The sequence below is a fragment of the Paenibacillus sp. FSL P4-0184 genome, assembly GCF_038004625.1.
Classification (GTDB): domain Bacteria; phylum Bacillota; class Bacilli; order Paenibacillales; family Paenibacillaceae; genus Paenibacillus_AQ.
In genome coordinates, this window is the sequence record NZ_JBBORN010000001.1 from 4663663 (window position 1) to 4679945 (window position 16283).

17 protein-coding genes are annotated in these 16283 nt (G+C 42.5%); 13 read left to right on the plus strand and 4 right to left on the minus strand.

Annotated features, from left to right (window positions below):
• The first annotated feature begins 133 nt into the window (after positions 1 to 133).
• Entirely contained in the window at positions 134 to 1126 is a 993-nt protein-coding gene (locus MKY52_RS20490) for a hypothetical protein (RefSeq protein ID WP_341053131.1), read from the plus strand.
• Between the two features lie 15 nt (positions 1127 to 1141).
• On the plus strand, positions 1142 to 1402 hold the full coding sequence (locus MKY52_RS20495; protein WP_042189518.1) for a helix-turn-helix domain-containing protein: 261 nt from the start codon (positions 1142 to 1144) through the stop codon (positions 1400 to 1402).
• A 41-nt stretch (positions 1403 to 1443) separates the two neighbouring features.
• Here MKY52_RS20495 and MKY52_RS20500 read toward each other — a convergent pair whose 3' ends face one another.
• A complete protein-coding gene (locus MKY52_RS20500) occupies positions 1444 to 2340 on the minus strand; it encodes a LysR family transcriptional regulator (RefSeq protein WP_341053132.1) in 897 nt (298 codons plus the stop codon).
• Positions 2341 to 2445: 105 nt separating this feature from the next.
• Here MKY52_RS20500 and aroA point away from each other — a divergent pair, with 105 nt between their 5' ends.
• From aroA to MKY52_RS20520, 4 genes are all read left to right on the plus strand, one after another.
• Positions 2446 to 3792 (plus strand): 3-phosphoshikimate 1-carboxyvinyltransferase, encoded by a 1347-nt coding sequence (gene aroA / locus MKY52_RS20505; RefSeq protein ID WP_341053133.1) that lies wholly within the window; start codon positions 2446 to 2448, stop codon positions 3790 to 3792.
• Between the two features lie 18 nt (positions 3793 to 3810).
• Positions 3811 to 4866, plus strand: a complete 1056-nt coding sequence (gene aroC / locus MKY52_RS20510) for a chorismate synthase (RefSeq protein ID WP_341053134.1) — start codon at positions 3811 to 3813, stop codon at positions 4864 to 4866.
• Positions 4867 to 4983: 117 nt separating this feature from the next.
• Positions 4984 to 5901 (plus strand): hypothetical protein, encoded by a 918-nt coding sequence (locus MKY52_RS20515; protein ID WP_341053136.1) that lies wholly within the window; start codon positions 4984 to 4986, stop codon positions 5899 to 5901.
• Between the two features lie 80 nt (positions 5902 to 5981).
• Positions 5982 to 6509, plus strand: a complete 528-nt coding sequence (locus tag MKY52_RS20520; protein WP_076285390.1) for a DNA topology modulation protein — start codon at positions 5982 to 5984, stop codon at positions 6507 to 6509.
• Between the two features lie 329 nt (positions 6510 to 6838).
• Here MKY52_RS20520 and MKY52_RS20525 read toward each other — a convergent pair whose 3' ends face one another.
• Together MKY52_RS20525 and MKY52_RS20530 are read right to left on the minus strand one after the other, a co-directional pair.
• Positions 6839 to 7513 (minus strand): SOS response-associated peptidase, encoded by a 675-nt coding sequence (locus MKY52_RS20525; protein ID WP_042189511.1) that lies wholly within the window; start codon positions 7511 to 7513, stop codon positions 6839 to 6841.
• Between the two features lie 106 nt (positions 7514 to 7619).
• Entirely contained in the window at positions 7620 to 8453 is an 834-nt protein-coding gene (locus MKY52_RS20530) for a MurR/RpiR family transcriptional regulator (protein ID WP_341053138.1), read from the minus strand.
• A gap of 180 nt (positions 8454 to 8633) precedes the next feature.
• Between MKY52_RS20530 and MKY52_RS20535 the strand changes: the two genes are divergently transcribed.
• The 7 genes from MKY52_RS20535 (at position 8634) to MKY52_RS20565 (ending at position 15847) form a co-directional block, all read left to right on the plus strand.
• Positions 8634 to 9512 carry a cell division protein FtsQ gene (locus tag MKY52_RS20535; RefSeq protein WP_341053140.1) on the plus strand — a complete coding sequence of 293 codons (879 nt, stop codon included), beginning with the start codon at positions 8634 to 8636 and terminating at the stop codon, positions 9510 to 9512.
• Positions 9505 to 11253: an ABC transporter ATP-binding protein gene (locus MKY52_RS20540; RefSeq protein ID WP_341053142.1), complete on the plus strand. Its 1749-nt coding sequence runs from the start codon at positions 9505 to 9507 to the stop codon at positions 11251 to 11253. The genes MKY52_RS20535 and MKY52_RS20540 overlap by 8 nt, the downstream gene beginning before the upstream one ends.
• Positions 11240 to 12073 (plus strand): energy-coupling factor transporter transmembrane component T family protein, encoded by an 834-nt coding sequence (locus MKY52_RS20545; RefSeq protein ID WP_341053143.1) that lies wholly within the window; start codon positions 11240 to 11242, stop codon positions 12071 to 12073. The genes MKY52_RS20540 and MKY52_RS20545 overlap by 14 nt, the downstream gene beginning before the upstream one ends.
• Before the next feature lie 34 nt (positions 12074 to 12107).
• Positions 12108 to 12902, plus strand: a complete 795-nt coding sequence (locus tag MKY52_RS20550; protein ID WP_341053144.1) for a PHP domain-containing protein — start codon at positions 12108 to 12110, stop codon at positions 12900 to 12902.
• Positions 12903 to 13133: 231 nt separating this feature from the next.
• Positions 13134 to 13781 (plus strand): FusB/FusC family EF-G-binding protein, encoded by a 648-nt coding sequence (locus MKY52_RS20555; protein ID WP_341053146.1) that lies wholly within the window; start codon positions 13134 to 13136, stop codon positions 13779 to 13781.
• Positions 13782 to 13982: 201 nt separating this feature from the next.
• A complete protein-coding gene (locus MKY52_RS20560) occupies positions 13983 to 14456 on the plus strand; it encodes a MarR family transcriptional regulator (protein ID WP_042189499.1) in 474 nt (157 codons plus the stop codon).
• A 155-nt stretch (positions 14457 to 14611) separates the two neighbouring features.
• Positions 14612 to 15847: an MFS transporter gene (locus tag MKY52_RS20565; RefSeq protein WP_341053147.1), complete on the plus strand. Its 1236-nt coding sequence runs from the start codon at positions 14612 to 14614 to the stop codon at positions 15845 to 15847.
• A gap of 76 nt (positions 15848 to 15923) precedes the next feature.
• On the opposite strand, the gene MKY52_RS20570 is transcribed toward MKY52_RS20565, so the two are convergent.
• Complete coding sequence (locus tag MKY52_RS20570; protein WP_339796863.1) at positions 15924 to 16148, minus strand: hypothetical protein; 225 nt, start codon at positions 16146 to 16148, stop codon at positions 15924 to 15926.
• Positions 16149 to 16283: the final 135 nt, after the last annotated feature.

Here is a 16283-nt window from a genome sequence, read left to right on the forward strand (position 1 = left end):
TTGAAAATAATGTAAATGTAGAGTATTGTAAGTGATAAGTAGTAAGTAGTAAGTAGTAAGTAGACCAAAACGCTCACCATACGGAATAAATATCATCCAGTAAATACGAATTTATGGATAGGGGTGGATGGTTATGATGGATTTAAAATTAGCACCAAGTTTTTCAGTGATCGCGCTTAATGCACAGAGAAGTCTTCATATGACTACTGTCAAGAAAGTGTCTTTACGCTGTATGGCAGCAGCGGTTATGTTGGAGCTTTACTTAGAGGGATGTTTTACGCAATCAGAGAACAAGTTAACTTTGCCCAAGGAAGGATTTGATCAAGCTCATTCAACACTTTATAGAGAAACGATTCTACAGCCCTTGCTTCATAAACATGCTGAAGTGAAGGGTGATCTTAATTGGTGGGTAAAAAAGGCCTCCATGCTGTCTAACAAACAATTAAAAAAGTTCGAGACCGCGATTTCAGATTATCTTAAAGCAATGGATTTGCTTGAAGATATCCCAAGTCTGTTAGGGAGCGATATGTATTTTGATACTGCCGAAGTTGAAGTTAGAGCGTATCGCAGTAATATGGAGGCGTACTCGAGCATTACAGAGAACATTCGCGCAGAGATTTTGGAAGAGGGTTCAGTAACGGATGAGGTCATTTGTATGCTGTGGCTGCTTCGTGAATGTGGATGCATGCATGATTTCTTCTCGCTAAATGAAATAGAAAAGGTAAATATCAAACTACATGATCTATACCAAAGTAATTTATGGGCAAAGGCATTGCTTCCAATACAAATTCGCCATGGAATTGAGCTGGGATTCAAACGCTTTTTAGAATTGAAGACAAAGTTTGCGAAGACTTTTATCGGTAGTAGCATCAATCTTGTATTCCCTGCCCTAGAGCCATCGCGAGCTGTCTTTATAGAAACCGAGTCTTGGTTTGATAATTCTAATCAAAGACTAGACGCAGTTATTACAAGATTATTGTCCTATGGACATGAAGTTAAGGTGATGGAGAGAGGATCGATTGCGACCCTTAAAATTGATAATTTGTTATACGATGCGATCCCGCATTTTGTAATGATGAAAGTGCCAATCCAAGGTGTGCGTCTTGTTCCGAAGCGCCCGCTGTAAAGGAGTTGGTAATCAATGTCTAGACAACGTTCCATGGAGAATATTTTGGCTTCAGAGTATGTATCTATAGGTGAATTGGTAAGAATCACAAACTCTCGTTATAGTACACTCAAACATTACACAGAAGAAGGCATGCTTCCCTTTGAACAGGCCGAGGAGAATTTAACACGCAGATATAAAAGAGAGGAAACCGTCGCACGCATTCTTTGGATCAAAGAGATGAAAACAAACGGTTTATCTATCCCGCAAATTAAAGAAGCTTTAGGAATGAATTAAACATCGGGATTCCCGGTGTTTTTGCTTTTTTAGTGAAAGAATTATAAACCCTCAGATAGCCGTGCCCCAATCATCTGAACAAATTGCTCAGCCGCAACAGACAGCTTTCGATCCCGTCGTACTGCAAAACCTATACTGCGAGGTAAAAGCGGATCTTCTAACTTCAACTCATGAAGCTTTCCACTGTGAAGATCCTCTTGCACGAAAGAACGGCTGATAAAAGCTGCCCCATACCCTAATCTGGCGAACTCTGCTAGCAATTCTATACTCCCCAATTCAATATCTGGAATTACCGATAATCCTTTAGTCGCAAACCATTGTTCAACAAATACTCTAGTGCTGCTCCCTTGAGAAAATAGGATTAAAGGCAGCTCTGACACTTCTCTCATGGTTAGTGAACGACTAGCTAATTCTTGATAGGCTTCACCTACTACAAAACAATCCTCTAACACAGCCAGCGTCTGTATATTTAGCAGTGGATCGTGAAGAGGCATATGGACAAAGGCGCAGTCGATCTCACCATCTTTTAAACGCTTAGTGATGTCTGGCGTCTTCCCATGAGAGAGACGAATTCGTATACCTGGGTATGTGCTATGAAAGGTATTCAACTGCGGTAACAAAAGGTGCTTGATCAGATAATCACTGGCTCCGATTCGTATTTCTCCCTCATTTAACTGCTTCAAGCTCTCCAGATGCTTCTGTGCAGAATCCAGCATGGAAAAGGATTGCTCCACATATTCAAATAGCGCTCGTCCTTCTTCTGTAAGCTCTACACCTTTGGACAGCCTGTGAAACAGCTTCAGTCCTAAGGCTTCTTCCATTTGTTTAATGGCATAACTCACAGAAGGCTGTGTAATATGTAGTTCCCCTGCAGCTTTTGTTAAATTTCGATGACGTGCCGTTTGCCAGAAAATACGATACCACTCCAAGTTGAACATGTGGTATAGATCACCTCTATATCATTATGGTAAAAATCCAATTTCATTTATTTCATTTCATTCATTATAATCATGCTAGAGGAATAATTCAAAGGGGTGGATGAAGTGGAATCCAATCAACCGGACTTAGAAGCACGTTCTCCATGGTCAACGAATAGCGATAAACACATAGTGAAGATTAGCCCAGCGAAAGCGGTAATCAATGGGACGATAACCATATCAGGAAGCAAAAGTCTGACGAATCGGGCCTTGGTAATCGCTGCTTTAGCTGATGGACGTTCAGAAATAAAGGGAATATTAAGAAGTGATGACTCTTACTGGTGTATTGAATCATTAAAGAAACTGGGGATTCCCGTTGTGATAGAAGAAGAGACAGCTGTTGTGGATGGATGTGGTGGCAACTGGCCGAATCCGACTGGTGAGCTATATGTAGGAGCGGCAGGCACGGTTGCGAGATTCTTACCCGCTGCACTCGCGGCAGGGACTGGCACTTGGACAATGAATGGAAGTAAACGGCTTTGTGAGCGGCCACTCGCGCCATTACTCAATGCATTAACAACCCTTGGTGCACAATTTGAGTATAAACAAGCCGAGCGTTGTTTACCTTTTACATTAGAGGCAAAAGGTCTGCAAGGAGGAAAGGCAACGCTGCCCGGCTCCACTTCAAGTCAATTTATAAGTGGATTACTGCTAGCCGCACCGTATGCCAAAAAACCAGTAACCGTGTATATTGATGGAGAAGTTGTGCAAAGAGATTATGTCGAGATGACCCTTACCATGATGGTCTCATTTGGTGTAACACCAGAAGCGTCTAAGGACGGTCAATCAATAACGGTTCCTACAGGAAAGTATCAGGGACAAGCGATCACTTTAGAGCCTGATGTATCCACATGCTGTTACTTCTGGGCGGTAGCTGCGCTTACGGCAGGACGTGTACGAATTGAAGGGATCAATGCTAGCAATACAAGTCAACCTGATATCGAGTTCTTAGACGTTCTGGAGGTAATGGGCTGTACCGTTGTTCGTGGGGAGAACTTTATTGAAGTACAAGGTGTCCCACGGCTTAAGGGTGGATACACAGTGAGTATGAAGAAGTGGTCGGATCAAACACTAACAATGGCTGCTATGGCTATTTTTGCAGATGGACCAATCACTCTAAAGGATGCCGCACATATCAGACATCATGAATGTGATCGGATAGCCGCGATATGCGAGGAAATAAGTAAGCTCGGAATACGTGTGGAAGAGTTTGAGGATGGTCTAACGGTATATCCGGGTCAGCCACTCCCAGCTTTACTAAATTCTCATGACGATCACCGGATGGCTATGGCGCTTTCTTTAATCGGCTTGAAGATTGAGAATATTCAGATTATCGACCCTGGTTGTGTCTCCAAGACCTGTCCAGATTATTTTGACCGTTTGTCAGCGTTAGGCGTACAGGTCCAATACTAAATAAGGAGTGCATATATAATGGCAGGAAATACATTCGGTGAAGTGTTCAAAATTACAACCTTCGGTGAATCACATGGTGTGTCGGTAGGGGTCATAGTGGATGGTGTAACACCAGGCGTCGAGATTAACGAAGCTTATATACAGAAACAGATGGATCGGAGAAAACCGGGCCAATCTTCAGTGACTACTCCTCGTAAAGAATATGATGTTGTCCACATACAATCTGGAGTATTTGAGGGGAAAACAACAGGTACACCGCTCTTTGTAGTTCTTCAAAACCACGATATGAGACCAGAAGCGTACAGCGAGATCCAGGACGCTTTTCGGCCGGGTCATGCCGACTTTACTTATTTAGAGAAATACGGTATTCGGGATCATCGTGGTAGCGGACGTGCTTCAGGTAGAGAAACTGCGGCAAGAGTGGCTGGAGGTGCGATAGCTCGTAAGTTATTAGAGAGAAGAGGCGTTGAGGTAATAGCGTACACACAAGAAATCGGTGGTATAAAGTGTGAATCCTTCGATGAGGGTGTGATTGAACAAAATGCTGTCCGCGCCTGTGATCCAATTGCAGCTGACAAAATGATTAAAAAAATTGAGGGGTTAGCTGAGATTGGAGATAGCTGTGGTGGCATTGTAGAATGCCGTATTCGTGGCGTGGTTCCGGGTCTTGGAGAGCCGGTCTTTGATAAATTGGATGCAGAACTGGCGAAAGCTATGCTGTCCATTGGCGCTGTTAAAGGGATAGAATTTGGAGCTGGCTTCGAAGCAGCAACGATGCTGGGGAGTGAGCATAATGATACGAGGAATAGCGATGGTTTTCTAACTAATCATTCCGGAGGTATCATCGGGGGGATTAGCACAGGACAAGAAATCGTATTTCGGATCAGTGTAAAGCCTACTTCGTCCATCTCTGTGCCACAGCAAACGACTAATATCAGAGGGGAAGAGCAAGAGATACGCACCGAAGGCAGACATGATCCATGTATTTGCCCGAGAATCGTACCTGTCGTAGAGGCTATGGCTTGTTTAGTACTGGAGGATCAATACAAACGACAAGCTGCTATGCTTGGATAATTCTAGAGCGGCATAATGGTGATGTTTGATTTTGACATGATCATTGAATTATTTTCCATTTAATGATATTTTTAAGATCGAATCATTGTCTCAGTCTTCCCTGGAAGGAGCTGTACCATGGAACGATCAATTTTTATGAAAAGCATTGCTGCCCCTCTCGGCTTAATCCTGTTCTTGACCAGTATCGGTCTTGCCATTTCCTTTGCCGTCCCACAGCGGTCAAAAGCAGCGGTTGTTAAGTCTTCTTCTGCTTTTAGTTTGTTTGAGCAAAGAGTGAAGAAACCTTCATCTCTCAGTCTGGCCCAAGCCACCTTAGTCAATCGTATTGATGAGATGACGCCAGCAGAGACTAATTTAGCCGTTTTACATTTGGAAAATGCCCTGAAAGCTTATCTACCTACAGCAATCAAACGAATGAATACGCCTGCTATTCAACAAGATATCAAAGATATTTATACTCCAGGCATGTCAATGGTGCTGGCTCGATCCAAGGTGAAGCAGTCCCAGACCCGTGTTGTTCTACAGGACTTGACTGCCATGGACTATAAGCTTGAATTGGGTGGCGGACGCTTTTATCCAATCATTCAATACAAAAGCTTCAAAGTGTTCAAACCTTACGTCTCCAAAGATTTGCAAGCCTATATCGAGCTGATGGCTACTGAGTCTGAGCAACCCTCTGCTGTGAACGGAACTTTGCTGATCAACTGGTACAAGGTCATAGAACGGGCTATGGCATATGAAGATTTTTTGTCAACCTATAAGTCTTCCAACCGTACAATAGCTATTAAGGAAGCCTATAACGTAGCCAAAGAATATGTGTTTAACGGTACCCAAAACTCTCCGCTCTTTGATAAGATAACGCAAGTGATGAGTGAAGAAGCGGCAATTGCATACGAGAATACATTGTCAGAAGCGGGGCCAGATCAGATTGAAGCCAGCCCACTACTGATCCAGCTTGAAGAATTTTTGATGCTACTGGAGAAGAACGGGGATAAGAAGACGCAGGCTGTTAAGGATTTTCTGAAATCGATTTAAGCTATAAAAATTTCAAAATAATAACTCTTGGAAGGCACTAACGTACTGTTAGTGTTTTTTTTTTTGCGAAAGGAGAACCTATGAACCGAATACTAGTCATTGGATCTGCTGGATCGGGCAAATCTACCTTGTCTCGCAAACTACATTACATACTTGATCTCCCTGTTGTACATTTGGATACCTATTACTGGAATGCCGACTGGGTTCCTAAACCAAATGAAGAGTGGAATAATATTGTCGAACAATTTATCAATGAAGAGCATTGGATCATGGATGGTAACTATTCAAGAACGATGGATATCCGAATTAACAAAGCCGATTTAATAATTTTCTTAGATATGCCTAGACTTCTATGCATCTACCGAATTATCAAACGACGAATTATATATCACAAGAAATCCAGACCGGATATGAATCAAGAATGCCCAGAAAAATTAGATTGGGATTTTGTGAAATGGGTTTGGAATTATAGAAAAAAAGGTCGAGTGAACACTATAAAGAAACTTGAGCAGATTAAAGGACGTAAAGAGGTTGTTATTCTGAGAACGAGGAAAGAGATGGATGAGTTTATAGGGAAGGTGGAGAAGGAAGGGGCTGGTCTGGGATGACTTGCAAACTGTTAGTTCAATCTGTAAATAAGTCATTAGAAATTGTTGATTTGTACTTTGTACAAGGATGGTGTAGATACTATCACAACGGGTCATCCTGCGGTTAGAAAGTTTAACAATTCTAAGTTATGGGATGATCCTGAATGGGTGGATGGTGTTTTTGAAAAGCTTGAACAATATAAATTCGAACTGAACTCTTGAGCATGTAATTGGATGAAGAGCCAATAGAAATGATAAGCAATTAAAGCAGCGATGTGCTAAGGTTTTAATTCTCAGCCCTAGCACCGCTGCTTCATTTTTAGAGCATCTAATCCAATTCTGCTATTATTTCAGGGCTTTACCCAGGACTCGTTCAGATCCATTTCCCGAATACAATCAGCTGAGTCATTCCTGTTGTTACTAATCATTGGTGTGACCGGGTACACCTGCATTTCATCTGCTGAATAAGGCCGCAGAATCGGATTCAGTGCTTCCAGATCATTTGTCTCCTCATCAAGCCATCGAGTGATATCCTGTGGGGACAAAATCGCCGGCATCCGGCTCTCAAATTCGCTAATCAGTGGATTGGCATCTGTCATGACCAGAGAGCAGGTGCGAAGAGGCTCCCCGCGCGTATCCCGCCAAATTTCGTATAGACCAGCCACTCCGAACATACTGCGGTTATTCATGACTACCCGAACGGGATAAGTCTTCTTGCCTTCTTTTTTCCAATAGTAAAATCCATTACAAGGGATAATACAGCGCTGCTTGTCCACCATCTTGCGGTAGGTTGGATTCTGATGCACATTTCGGAGATCCGCATTGATCGCATCTTTACCCCAATAAGGAACGAAGCCCCAGCGGAACTCATCCAGAATTCGCTCACCATCCTGCTGTAATACGACAGGCATATCCTGTGTGGGACTAATATTATAGCGGTCTTTATAGTAGTACATCACCCGTTTGATTTCAAAATGATCCCTAATGTCTTGTAGTTCGGCCGCCAGAGAAAAACGTTGACACATGAAACATCAGCCTCCTTTTGTTTCGTAGTGTTTGTAAAAGGAGGTAAATTATTCATGATTTCCATGGTCCTATTTTAGCAATCACTCCGTTTCTTCATAGCTTAACCTAGCTCCTCGGAAGCTTCCCTCCATATTGCGCCCTTAGCTGCTGCAATTTGTCCAGCTTGCTCAGACTACTCTCCCTGTTTACTAAGCCTACCCCAAGAATCAGATTCTCGATAATATACGTGGGACCGACCATGGAGTGAAACTCCCAAACCTCACCTCTTCCAGCATACAGTATAATATCTGCATCTTGGGATCGAGGATACACGAGTCTGTCGGTGATCAGGATGACCTGATAATTAGCTTCACGTGCATGATCCAGAATCACTTCGATTTCAGGTAACAGTTGAACGAATCCAAAGACAAGCAATACATCTTTTTGATCAGCATGCATTAAGGTCTCTAGCAGTTCGTGACCGCTGGGGGCCATTTTTTTCATCTGTATTCCAAAACGTGCCATACGATAGATCATCAGCTCTGCCAGTCCAGCACATGGACCAGGGCTATATACATAGACAATGTGAGCCCCAGATAGTGCTTCTATCGCATGCTGCAGCGCCTCGTCGCTCAAATAGCGGCGTGTTTCTTGCAGATGATGTAAGCAATTGTCCAGCAGCACTTGAGGGAGTGAACTATCATCCGATCTTTGCATGGCATCACGCATTTTTATGGAAGGTGTAGACTCGAAGCGGAAACGGAGTCGGTTCTTGAAATCCTTGGCGTGCTTGTATCCTGCCGCTTTCCAGAACCGCGAGACGGAGGCGATGCTTAATTGAAGCTCATCTGCCATTTCCTGTTCCGTCATATAGACCACACGTTGCTCATTTTTCTGAATAAAGTCAGCAATAATTCGTTGATTTGGTGAGAAAGCGCGGCGATTCCAATCCTTATACAATCTCTCATTCCTCCTAATATGAAGCAATAAATAGAATATAACGTGCGAAGATGTTGTAAATATTTTTACAACGTTAAAAATACTGAAAAAAATATTACTTCCATTTAACAATTGGTAAAAGTTGTGCTGACATGACCTTCTTATAATAAAGATAAATTCCTGTAGGGAGGCCAAATATTCATGAGTACGATAAAAACACGCTACACGCTGACCCAGTCACAAAAAATGATGATTTTTGTACTGTCGATGTCGCTTTATGGCTTGTCCAATATGTTTACGGAGCTTGTGCCTGGGATCAAACTAGGCCCCATTGAATTATCGATTGAATATTTCGCTTTCATTCCTTTGACCTTATGTATGCTGTTTCATCCATTGTATGCGGCTATTGGGGCAGCTGTAGGTGAAGTGATCTTCGGGGAACTGATGTTAGGTCAATTTGGTGGGCTGGGCGAATTGGAGAAATTCATCACTTTCTCACTGGCGATGTATACTGCTGGCCGTATGGTATCTGATCCGAAGAATCGTAGACAGGTTGGAGTGGCGGCGATTACTGGCGTAGCGATTCACCAGTTCTTTAGCTCTGTTGTGGATATAGTGAAAGTATGGGTGGGTGTAGAAGAGCTTGAAGCTGTTAAAGGTCTGGCAGAGAGTATCGTTGTAATCGAGGGAGTTGGCTTTTTGAATGATGTACTCTTCTCCGGTATCTTGTTTGCCTTAATTCCTACCATGTATCTGGTTCCACGTTTATATGGAAAAATCGAACCTTTGCTTGGTATGAAGCCGCGTGAACGGAACATGAAATATGCAACAGGGGCTTGGTTATCTCCTAAGCTCGTCATTTTTGGAACGCTTCTGGTCATGGTTGCGCTTGGATCGGAATTACTCTCGGAATCCGGATGGAACTTTGGTGACTTTGAGTTTGCATGGGCAGAGTCCAATGAAGAGAGCTTAATCTGGCTGAGTATGCTGGTAGCGGCAATTGTTGCAGCAACAGCGATTACATCCCTGATTCGGCGTTCAGCACGTAAAAGACAGGAAGCGGGTCAAGTAGATGCGTAATTCGATACTCGAACTGAACGGAGTTACCTTTACTTATCCAGGAGCCGAACAACCTGTACTGCAAGATGTATCCTTGCGGCTAGAAGAAGGAGATTTCATTGCCATTATAGGTAGTAATGGTTCGGGAAAATCCACGCTGTGTAAATGCTTTAATGGCCTGATTCCTCATTATTACACAGGGGACTTCACTGGAGAGGCGACGATCTGTGGACAACCGGCGGATGGGAAAAGTGTAGCGGAGCTTTCAAAGCATATAGGGTATGTTTATCAGGATTTTGAGAATCAATTGGTGCGTCCGACGGTTCTTGATGATGTGTCGTTTACACCACTCAATTATGGATTTGCCGATTACAAGGAGCGGGGAGAGCGAGCACTGGCACTAACCGGACTTAGTGATTTAAGAAATGAATTCATCTGGCAATTGAGTGGCGGGCAAAAACATTTGCTCGCTTTAGCCGGAGCACTAGCGATGGATCCGGAAATTCTGGTCATTGATGAACCGGTAGCTCAGCTGGATCCGCAGCATGCCCGCCATATCTATGATATTTTGCGTCGTTTGAATGAGGAGCATGGGAAGACCATTGTAGTGATCGAACATCATGCGGAATTTATTGCAGACTATTGTAAGCATGTTGTCCTGATGGATAAGGGGAGAATGTGCTGGCAGAAGCCGGTGCGTGAAGCTTTGTCATCTGTAAAAGAACTGCTGGAGCTGGGTATTTATCCCCCCGATGTGACTCGGGCAGCTTGGCTGTTGCAATCTGATGCGCCGCTAACCCAATTACTTCCCTTGAGTGCTGAAGAAGGGAACACCCACATGATATTGCGGCAGGATGCGATCCAGAGAAATGATCCATCTGACTATATGAAGGAGCAGTCCCTTACTGTAATTCGGGAAGAGAAGAGTGTCGTTCAGATGGAGAACGTACACCTCTCATATCGTACGATTCATAAGACGATGCATCCTGTCTTGAATGGTGTTCAGCTAGATCTGCGGCAGGGTGAGTCTATCGCTCTTATTGGCAACAACGGAGCGGGTAAGTCTTCTTTAATGAAGCTGATTGCTGGAATTGTCAGACCTACAGCTGGAACCGTAAATGTGAAAGGGATGACCGTGAACGGTCTGCCACCCGAGCGTCTCTCCAGTACCGTAGCATACGTATTTCAGAACCCGGAGGAAATGTTTATTGAGGATTCAGTACGCAAAGAAATTGCTTATTATTTGAAGGCACGGAAGTTATCAGACATAGAAGAGAGAGTTGAAGAAATGCTAAAAGCATTCCGGCTTAATGAATTAGCAGAACGTGACGCTCGACTTCTTAGTGGAGGGCAGCAACGCCGAGTATCGCTAGCTATTGGTGCCGCTGTTCGTCCTGCCGTCATGCTGCTCGATGAACCAACGGCGAATCTGGATATTTCGACCAAACAGGAAATGGTTCATGTGCTGGATACACTTCGCAGTCATGTTGAGACAGTGGTGATCGCGACACATGATATGCAGCTTGTGTCTGAATGGGCGACCAGGATTATCGTTATGCATCAAGGCAGGATTATTGCTGACGGAACGAAAGATGAAATCTTCGCTGACGGACTACTATTACGGCGTGCGGGTCTGGCTCAGACGCAATTGATGGAGCTGAGTCGTATGCTCGGCCTGCCCCGCATTTGCAGCAGCTTAGAGGAATTCGTAGGTCTAGTGGAAGTGAAAAAGGAGGTAGCTGCAATCCATGGAAGCTGTTAAACGGGCACTTGACCGTATATCTGTAGAACAAATTAAACTGGAACTCTTAGGGACTGCTTATAACAGCAGCAGTACTTTTCTGGGAAGGCTCGACCCGCGAACGCTGCTACTTTGGTATATATTCTTTGCCATTGTGCCTTGGTTTGTACATAACCGTACAGTTCTGTTAGGGATGTTCGTGCTTATGGTCTTAACGACTGTCCTCTCCCGAGTCAGCCCATATATTATTTTTATATTGTGTCTGGGATTAATCAGCCAAATTGGGTGGATGTTCATCCTGTCTCTCTTTTTCGGCGGAGGAATTGAATCGTTGCTGCCTATGTTGACGCTGACACTTAAGCTCTCAGTGATATCACTAGCGAGTATTACGGTGTTCTCCAGTCTCGATCCGGAAAGACTTAGCGACGGCCTGCTATCCTTAGGGATTCCTGATACATTTGCTTTCAGCTTATCTTATGGTTATCGTATTTTGCCTACGTTATTGGAGGAATTCCATCAGATTTTGTTATCCTTCAGACTGAGAGGGCAAAGACCGCTGCAACATGGTTTGTTGTATTGGAGAACAGTAACGTATTATTTGCGCATTGTGATCCTGGCTTTTTATCCACTCATGCTAAACACCGCTAAACGATCCCGGACCACGATCGAGGCGCTTGAGACTAGGGGATTTAGCTACGGTCTGAATAATAAGAAAGTGAAGAAGATCAAGTTATCTTATTTGAAAATGAAGCGGTCCGACTGGTACTTTTTATCCGGATCCACCGTTTATGTTATTTTGCTTTTCTGGATCGGCTACCTCTACCCTAAACTGGTGTATTAACATCACTCAAAAGCTCAAAGGAGACGAATTAGACATGAATATTGATCTGCATACCCACGGTAAATTATCTAAGAAATCGACCTTTTCCCCTGAATATTTTGCTGAAATGATGTTTGAGGCGAAAGCGAATGGATTACAGGCAGTAGCTTTGACCGAGCACTTTAACACTTCTAATTTCTTTGCGATGTATGAGACGCTGGACCAGACTTATCCTTATAACGGACATTATTATGATGTAAACGGACTTAAACTGTTTCCAGGTATGGAGGTGGATATTGCGGAGACAGGTCATATCCTGCTGATCGGACTTAAGGAAAATGTTCTAGCAGTTAGAGCTTTACTGGATGAGCATACGCAGGAGGGAAATTTTATTCCATTCAAGGATTTGCTGGACATGGCTGACAAACATAACCTTTGGAAAATAGGAGCTCATCCTTTCCGTACTTCTACGCCATTACATCAACTGGACCCGGAGCTGCTTCGGAGATTAGATGCTTTTGATTTCAATGCAAAGGATATTTACATGCAGGGGGCAGAGACTTATAAGAACCTGATCACACCATTTGCTGAAAAGCTTGGTGTACCTGTGATTGCCGGTAGTGATAGTCATCAATGTCTGCAATATGGGAGTGTTCTGAATCGGTTGAATATTACCTGCTCGACGGTTGAGGAATTGAAAGAAACCATTAAGCAAGGCAACTACGAAATTGAGCTTTCGCCTTGTCTTCACACTAAAGTGAAAGCTTCGGTCATGATGAAGAAACTTTTAAAGCAGCTCATTGGTGAAGCACCTTCCAGAGAGGATGCTGAGGTTGGCAACATGGTCTAGCCGATTCCAAACATTCCTGTTATACTTTTTTCGTGAATGTAATCGGAGGTGGTACTGTGCTAATGCTGGTTTGCCCATTAGCTAGAAGTTCCTCACGCAAAGCCTAAATTAGGGCGATACTTTGCGTGAGGTGCGATAGGATGGATGATCGCCCAAACTAAATATTATCGTTTCTAATAATGGGCTTTGCACCTTATGGATTGTTCAAAACAAATAAGGGGCTGAAGAGCAATGAATACACCATTTATTAGAAACCATCAATATAATTTTATTAAAAAACAAACAGACTTCCTTCTAAAAACACTGCGAACTGTAGCGGATCGAAGAGTCTTGGAGACGGTAAGATATCGTTCATCGTTGAATGTAGTAGAAGCTTTTTCAACACTAAGTGATAGTCAGCAACAGTTGCTGCAACAAATATCTGCCTTTGAGACTGCATACGATTTTCAGAAGTATCTTAGTGGATTAGAGCCTTATTTAGAACCTTTTCCACAGATTACACCGAAACAGATTCAGAAGTTATTCCCTAAGAATAAGAAGCTGAAGGTACCTGATTTATCAGCAATCGACTTTCGATATATGACATATTTGAGCTGGATAGATATTGCTACCAATAAACTATTTATTGTATATCCGTTCGAAGGGCAGTTTATCGGTATTGAGGGTAGAATGACACCAATGAACAAGAAGGGGTATTGCCTGTTCTGTAATCGGCAGCAACAGCTCGCCTTCTTTACGGTCAAGACCAGGCTTGCAAAATCTTCGCCCGATGATTACTCCTCCATTGGCCAATATATTTGCATTGAGAGCCAAGAATGTAATCATAGGATTACGGATACAGCAGCGCTAGAGAGATTCATTCTCTCCACTCGTGCATAATGTTAGGATTAGCAAAGGCTGCTTTTGTAGGTAGCTTCAGACTATAGAGCAATAGGGTTTTGAAACGAATGATTTCCGTTTTGAAACCCTATTTGCTGTTCGTTCAATTCTGAATTAATTATTTTGAATATTGTTGAAATAGAAACAAAAAAATAATGTGATATAATATTGTTATTGCAAGAGTGGGTGGGAGGACAGGTCATGAACAAAGAAGATCAGATCCTAACGGGTGTCAGGGACCTATATAATAAGATGGTTTGGCTTAACAAAGATAAGATGGAAGCAAGTCTTAAGGGTTATACATCTTCCGAAGTACATTGTATTGAATACATTGAAAAAAATGTAGATTCCAACGTAACAAAACTTGCGGAGTCCTTTTTTATGACTCGCGGTGCCATAAGTAAATTAACTAAGAAACTCATAGAAAAAGGCCTGATCGAAAGCTACCAGAAGTCGGATAACAAAAAAGAAATCTATTTTAGGCTTACTGAGCAAGGAAAAGTAATTTATAAAATCCATGAGAACCTTCACAAAGAGTTTCAAGAGCGGGATAAAGCCGTCTTTGCGCAGATAACCGAGGAACAATTTGATAGTATGCTTAGTTTCGTGGAAAAGTATAGTAGTCATTTGGATGCGGAAATAAAGAAACAGGGTAAAGATATTAAATCGGAGTAAAATTTCAATAATGAAAATGAAACCACATGCAGTCGGGCTCTATGGAGAACGGCTGCATTTTTATTGTTATTATTTTGTTGACAAAGAAACAAAATAGCGATACGATAAACATGTTTCCTGGGAATCAAAATAGTAACTTTAAGGAGTGAACATAAATGTCCATATTTAAATCACACAATGAACAGAACACGGGACAATCCGTAGATAAACACGCATTAATATTCGGTCTTATCTCTGTGTTTCTTTGCGGAATAGGCTTTAGTATCATAATGCCTGTCGTCCCATTCTTAGTGCAGCCATATACAAGCAGTCCTGGAGAACAAGCAATAGTTGTTACGATGCTGACCTCGGTATATGCAGTCTGTGTATTTTTTGCAGCCCCCGTACTTGGAGCGTTGAGCGACAAATATGGCCGGCGTCCATTACTCTTAGTATGCCTGTTGGGTTCCGCCGTCGGGTACTTGGTTTTTGGCATAGGAGGGGCTCTATGGGTACTATTTGCTGGACGTATAATCGAAGGGATAACAGGCGGGAGCATAAGTACGATCTTCGCATATTTTGCAGACATCATTCCTGCAGAACAGAGAACCAAATACTTCGGATGGGTGAGTGCAGTTGTAGGTGTAGGCACCGTCATTGGCCCAACGATAGGCGGATTACTTGCTAAGTTTGGTTATTCTGTACCCTTGTATTTTGGAGCGATCATAACTTTATTGAATGTTGTTTATGGATTCTTTTTTATGCCTGAGAGCCTTGCCAAGAAGAATAGACTGAAGGAGATTACCTTTGTAAGACTGAATCCATTTTCACAGCTTGCAAACTTACTTTCCATGAAAAACTTAAATAGGCTGCTAGTCTCAGCGTTTTTACTCTGGATTCCTAACGGATCTTTACAGGCAGTATTTTCTCAATTTACAATGGATACTTTCAGCTGGAAGCCTGCACTAATAGGACTTATGTTTTCTATTATGGGTCTCCAAGACATCATTTCACAAGGTTTGATCATGCCAAAGCTTTTGAAGAAACTTAGTGATAAACGTATAGCAATTCTCGGAATGGCTTCGGAAATTATCGGTTACAGTTTTATTGCGTTATCTGCGTTATTCTCATTCTATCCTGTTTTTATCGCTGGAATGTTTATATTTGGCTTTGGGGATTCGATCTTTGGGCCTTCATTTAACGGGATGCTTTCCAAGTCTGTCGATTCTAGTGAACAAGGTAGGATTCAAGGAGGTAGCCAATCTATTCAAGCTTTAGCAAGAATGATTGGGCCTATCATTGGAGGTCAGATTTATGTATCACTAGGCCATGCCGCACCCGCATTTATGGGGATGATCCTTATAGCAGCAGCCATACTCGTTTTGTATAAGCGTCCGGATGTAATTATGTAAACTACCTACGTTTAAGAACATATAAAAATAGAGTTTCAGAACTCAGGGACAAGTTCTGAAACCCTATTTATTATAGTTATTGTTTGTTTTTGGAATCTTTATTGATAACCCGTGCAGGACGAGTTACCCAGTTCGTACGATTCATCGGTTTAACTGTATCAATTCTGGTATTTGACGGTTCATTTGAAGCTTCAGTCGCTTCAGTTTCAGTAGATGTTGTAACTTCTTGATCCACGCTTTTTTTCCTTGATAGTCCTGTTCCATCATGCTTGCCTCGGTTCCATACTCTTCCCTTACTCATACATACACTCCATTTCTATACGCTTATTCATAAACCATATCATATTAGGACAAGTTAAGGAAGAAAGACATAAGCACAAATTGAAGGATTTTTCAAGTTATATTGGTTACTGGAGATTTCATTTGGCGATAGCTA

Bases quoted from the DNA above. Each gene is read 5' to 3' on its own strand.
- MKY52_RS20490 (WP_341053131.1), top strand. From the start codon at position 134: ATGATGGATTTAAAATTAGCACCAAGTTTTTCAGTGATCGCGCTTAAT.
- MKY52_RS20495 (WP_042189518.1), top strand. From the start codon at position 1,142: ATGTCTAGACAACGTTCCATGGAGAATATTTTGGCTTCAGAGTATGTA.
- MKY52_RS20500 (WP_341053132.1), bottom strand. From the start codon at position 2,340: ATGTTCAACTTGGAGTGGTATCGTATTTTCTGGCAAACGGCACGTCAT.
- aroC (WP_341053134.1), top strand. From the start codon at position 3,811: ATGGCAGGAAATACATTCGGTGAAGTGTTCAAAATTACAACCTTCGGT.
- MKY52_RS20515 (WP_341053136.1), top strand. From the start codon at position 4,984: ATGGAACGATCAATTTTTATGAAAAGCATTGCTGCCCCTCTCGGCTTA.
- MKY52_RS20520 (WP_076285390.1), top strand. From the start codon at position 5,982: ATGAACCGAATACTAGTCATTGGATCTGCTGGATCGGGCAAATCTACC.
- MKY52_RS20525 (WP_042189511.1), bottom strand. From the start codon at position 7,513: ATGTGTCAACGTTTTTCTCTGGCGGCCGAACTACAAGACATTAGGGAT.
- MKY52_RS20535 (WP_341053140.1), top strand. From the start codon at position 8,634: ATGAGTACGATAAAAACACGCTACACGCTGACCCAGTCACAAAAAATG.
- MKY52_RS20540 (WP_341053142.1), top strand. From the start codon at position 9,505: ATGCGTAATTCGATACTCGAACTGAACGGAGTTACCTTTACTTATCCA.
- MKY52_RS20545 (WP_341053143.1), top strand. From the start codon at position 11,240: ATGGAAGCTGTTAAACGGGCACTTGACCGTATATCTGTAGAACAAATT.
- MKY52_RS20550 (WP_341053144.1), top strand. From the start codon at position 12,108: ATGAATATTGATCTGCATACCCACGGTAAATTATCTAAGAAATCGACC.
- MKY52_RS20555 (WP_341053146.1), top strand. From the start codon at position 13,134: ATGAATACACCATTTATTAGAAACCATCAATATAATTTTATTAAAAAA.
- MKY52_RS20560 (WP_042189499.1), top strand. From the start codon at position 13,983: ATGAACAAAGAAGATCAGATCCTAACGGGTGTCAGGGACCTATATAAT.
- MKY52_RS20565 (WP_341053147.1), top strand. From the start codon at position 14,612: ATGTCCATATTTAAATCACACAATGAACAGAACACGGGACAATCCGTA.
- MKY52_RS20570 (WP_339796863.1), bottom strand. From the start codon at position 16,148: ATGAGTAAGGGAAGAGTATGGAACCGAGGCAAGCATGATGGAACAGGA.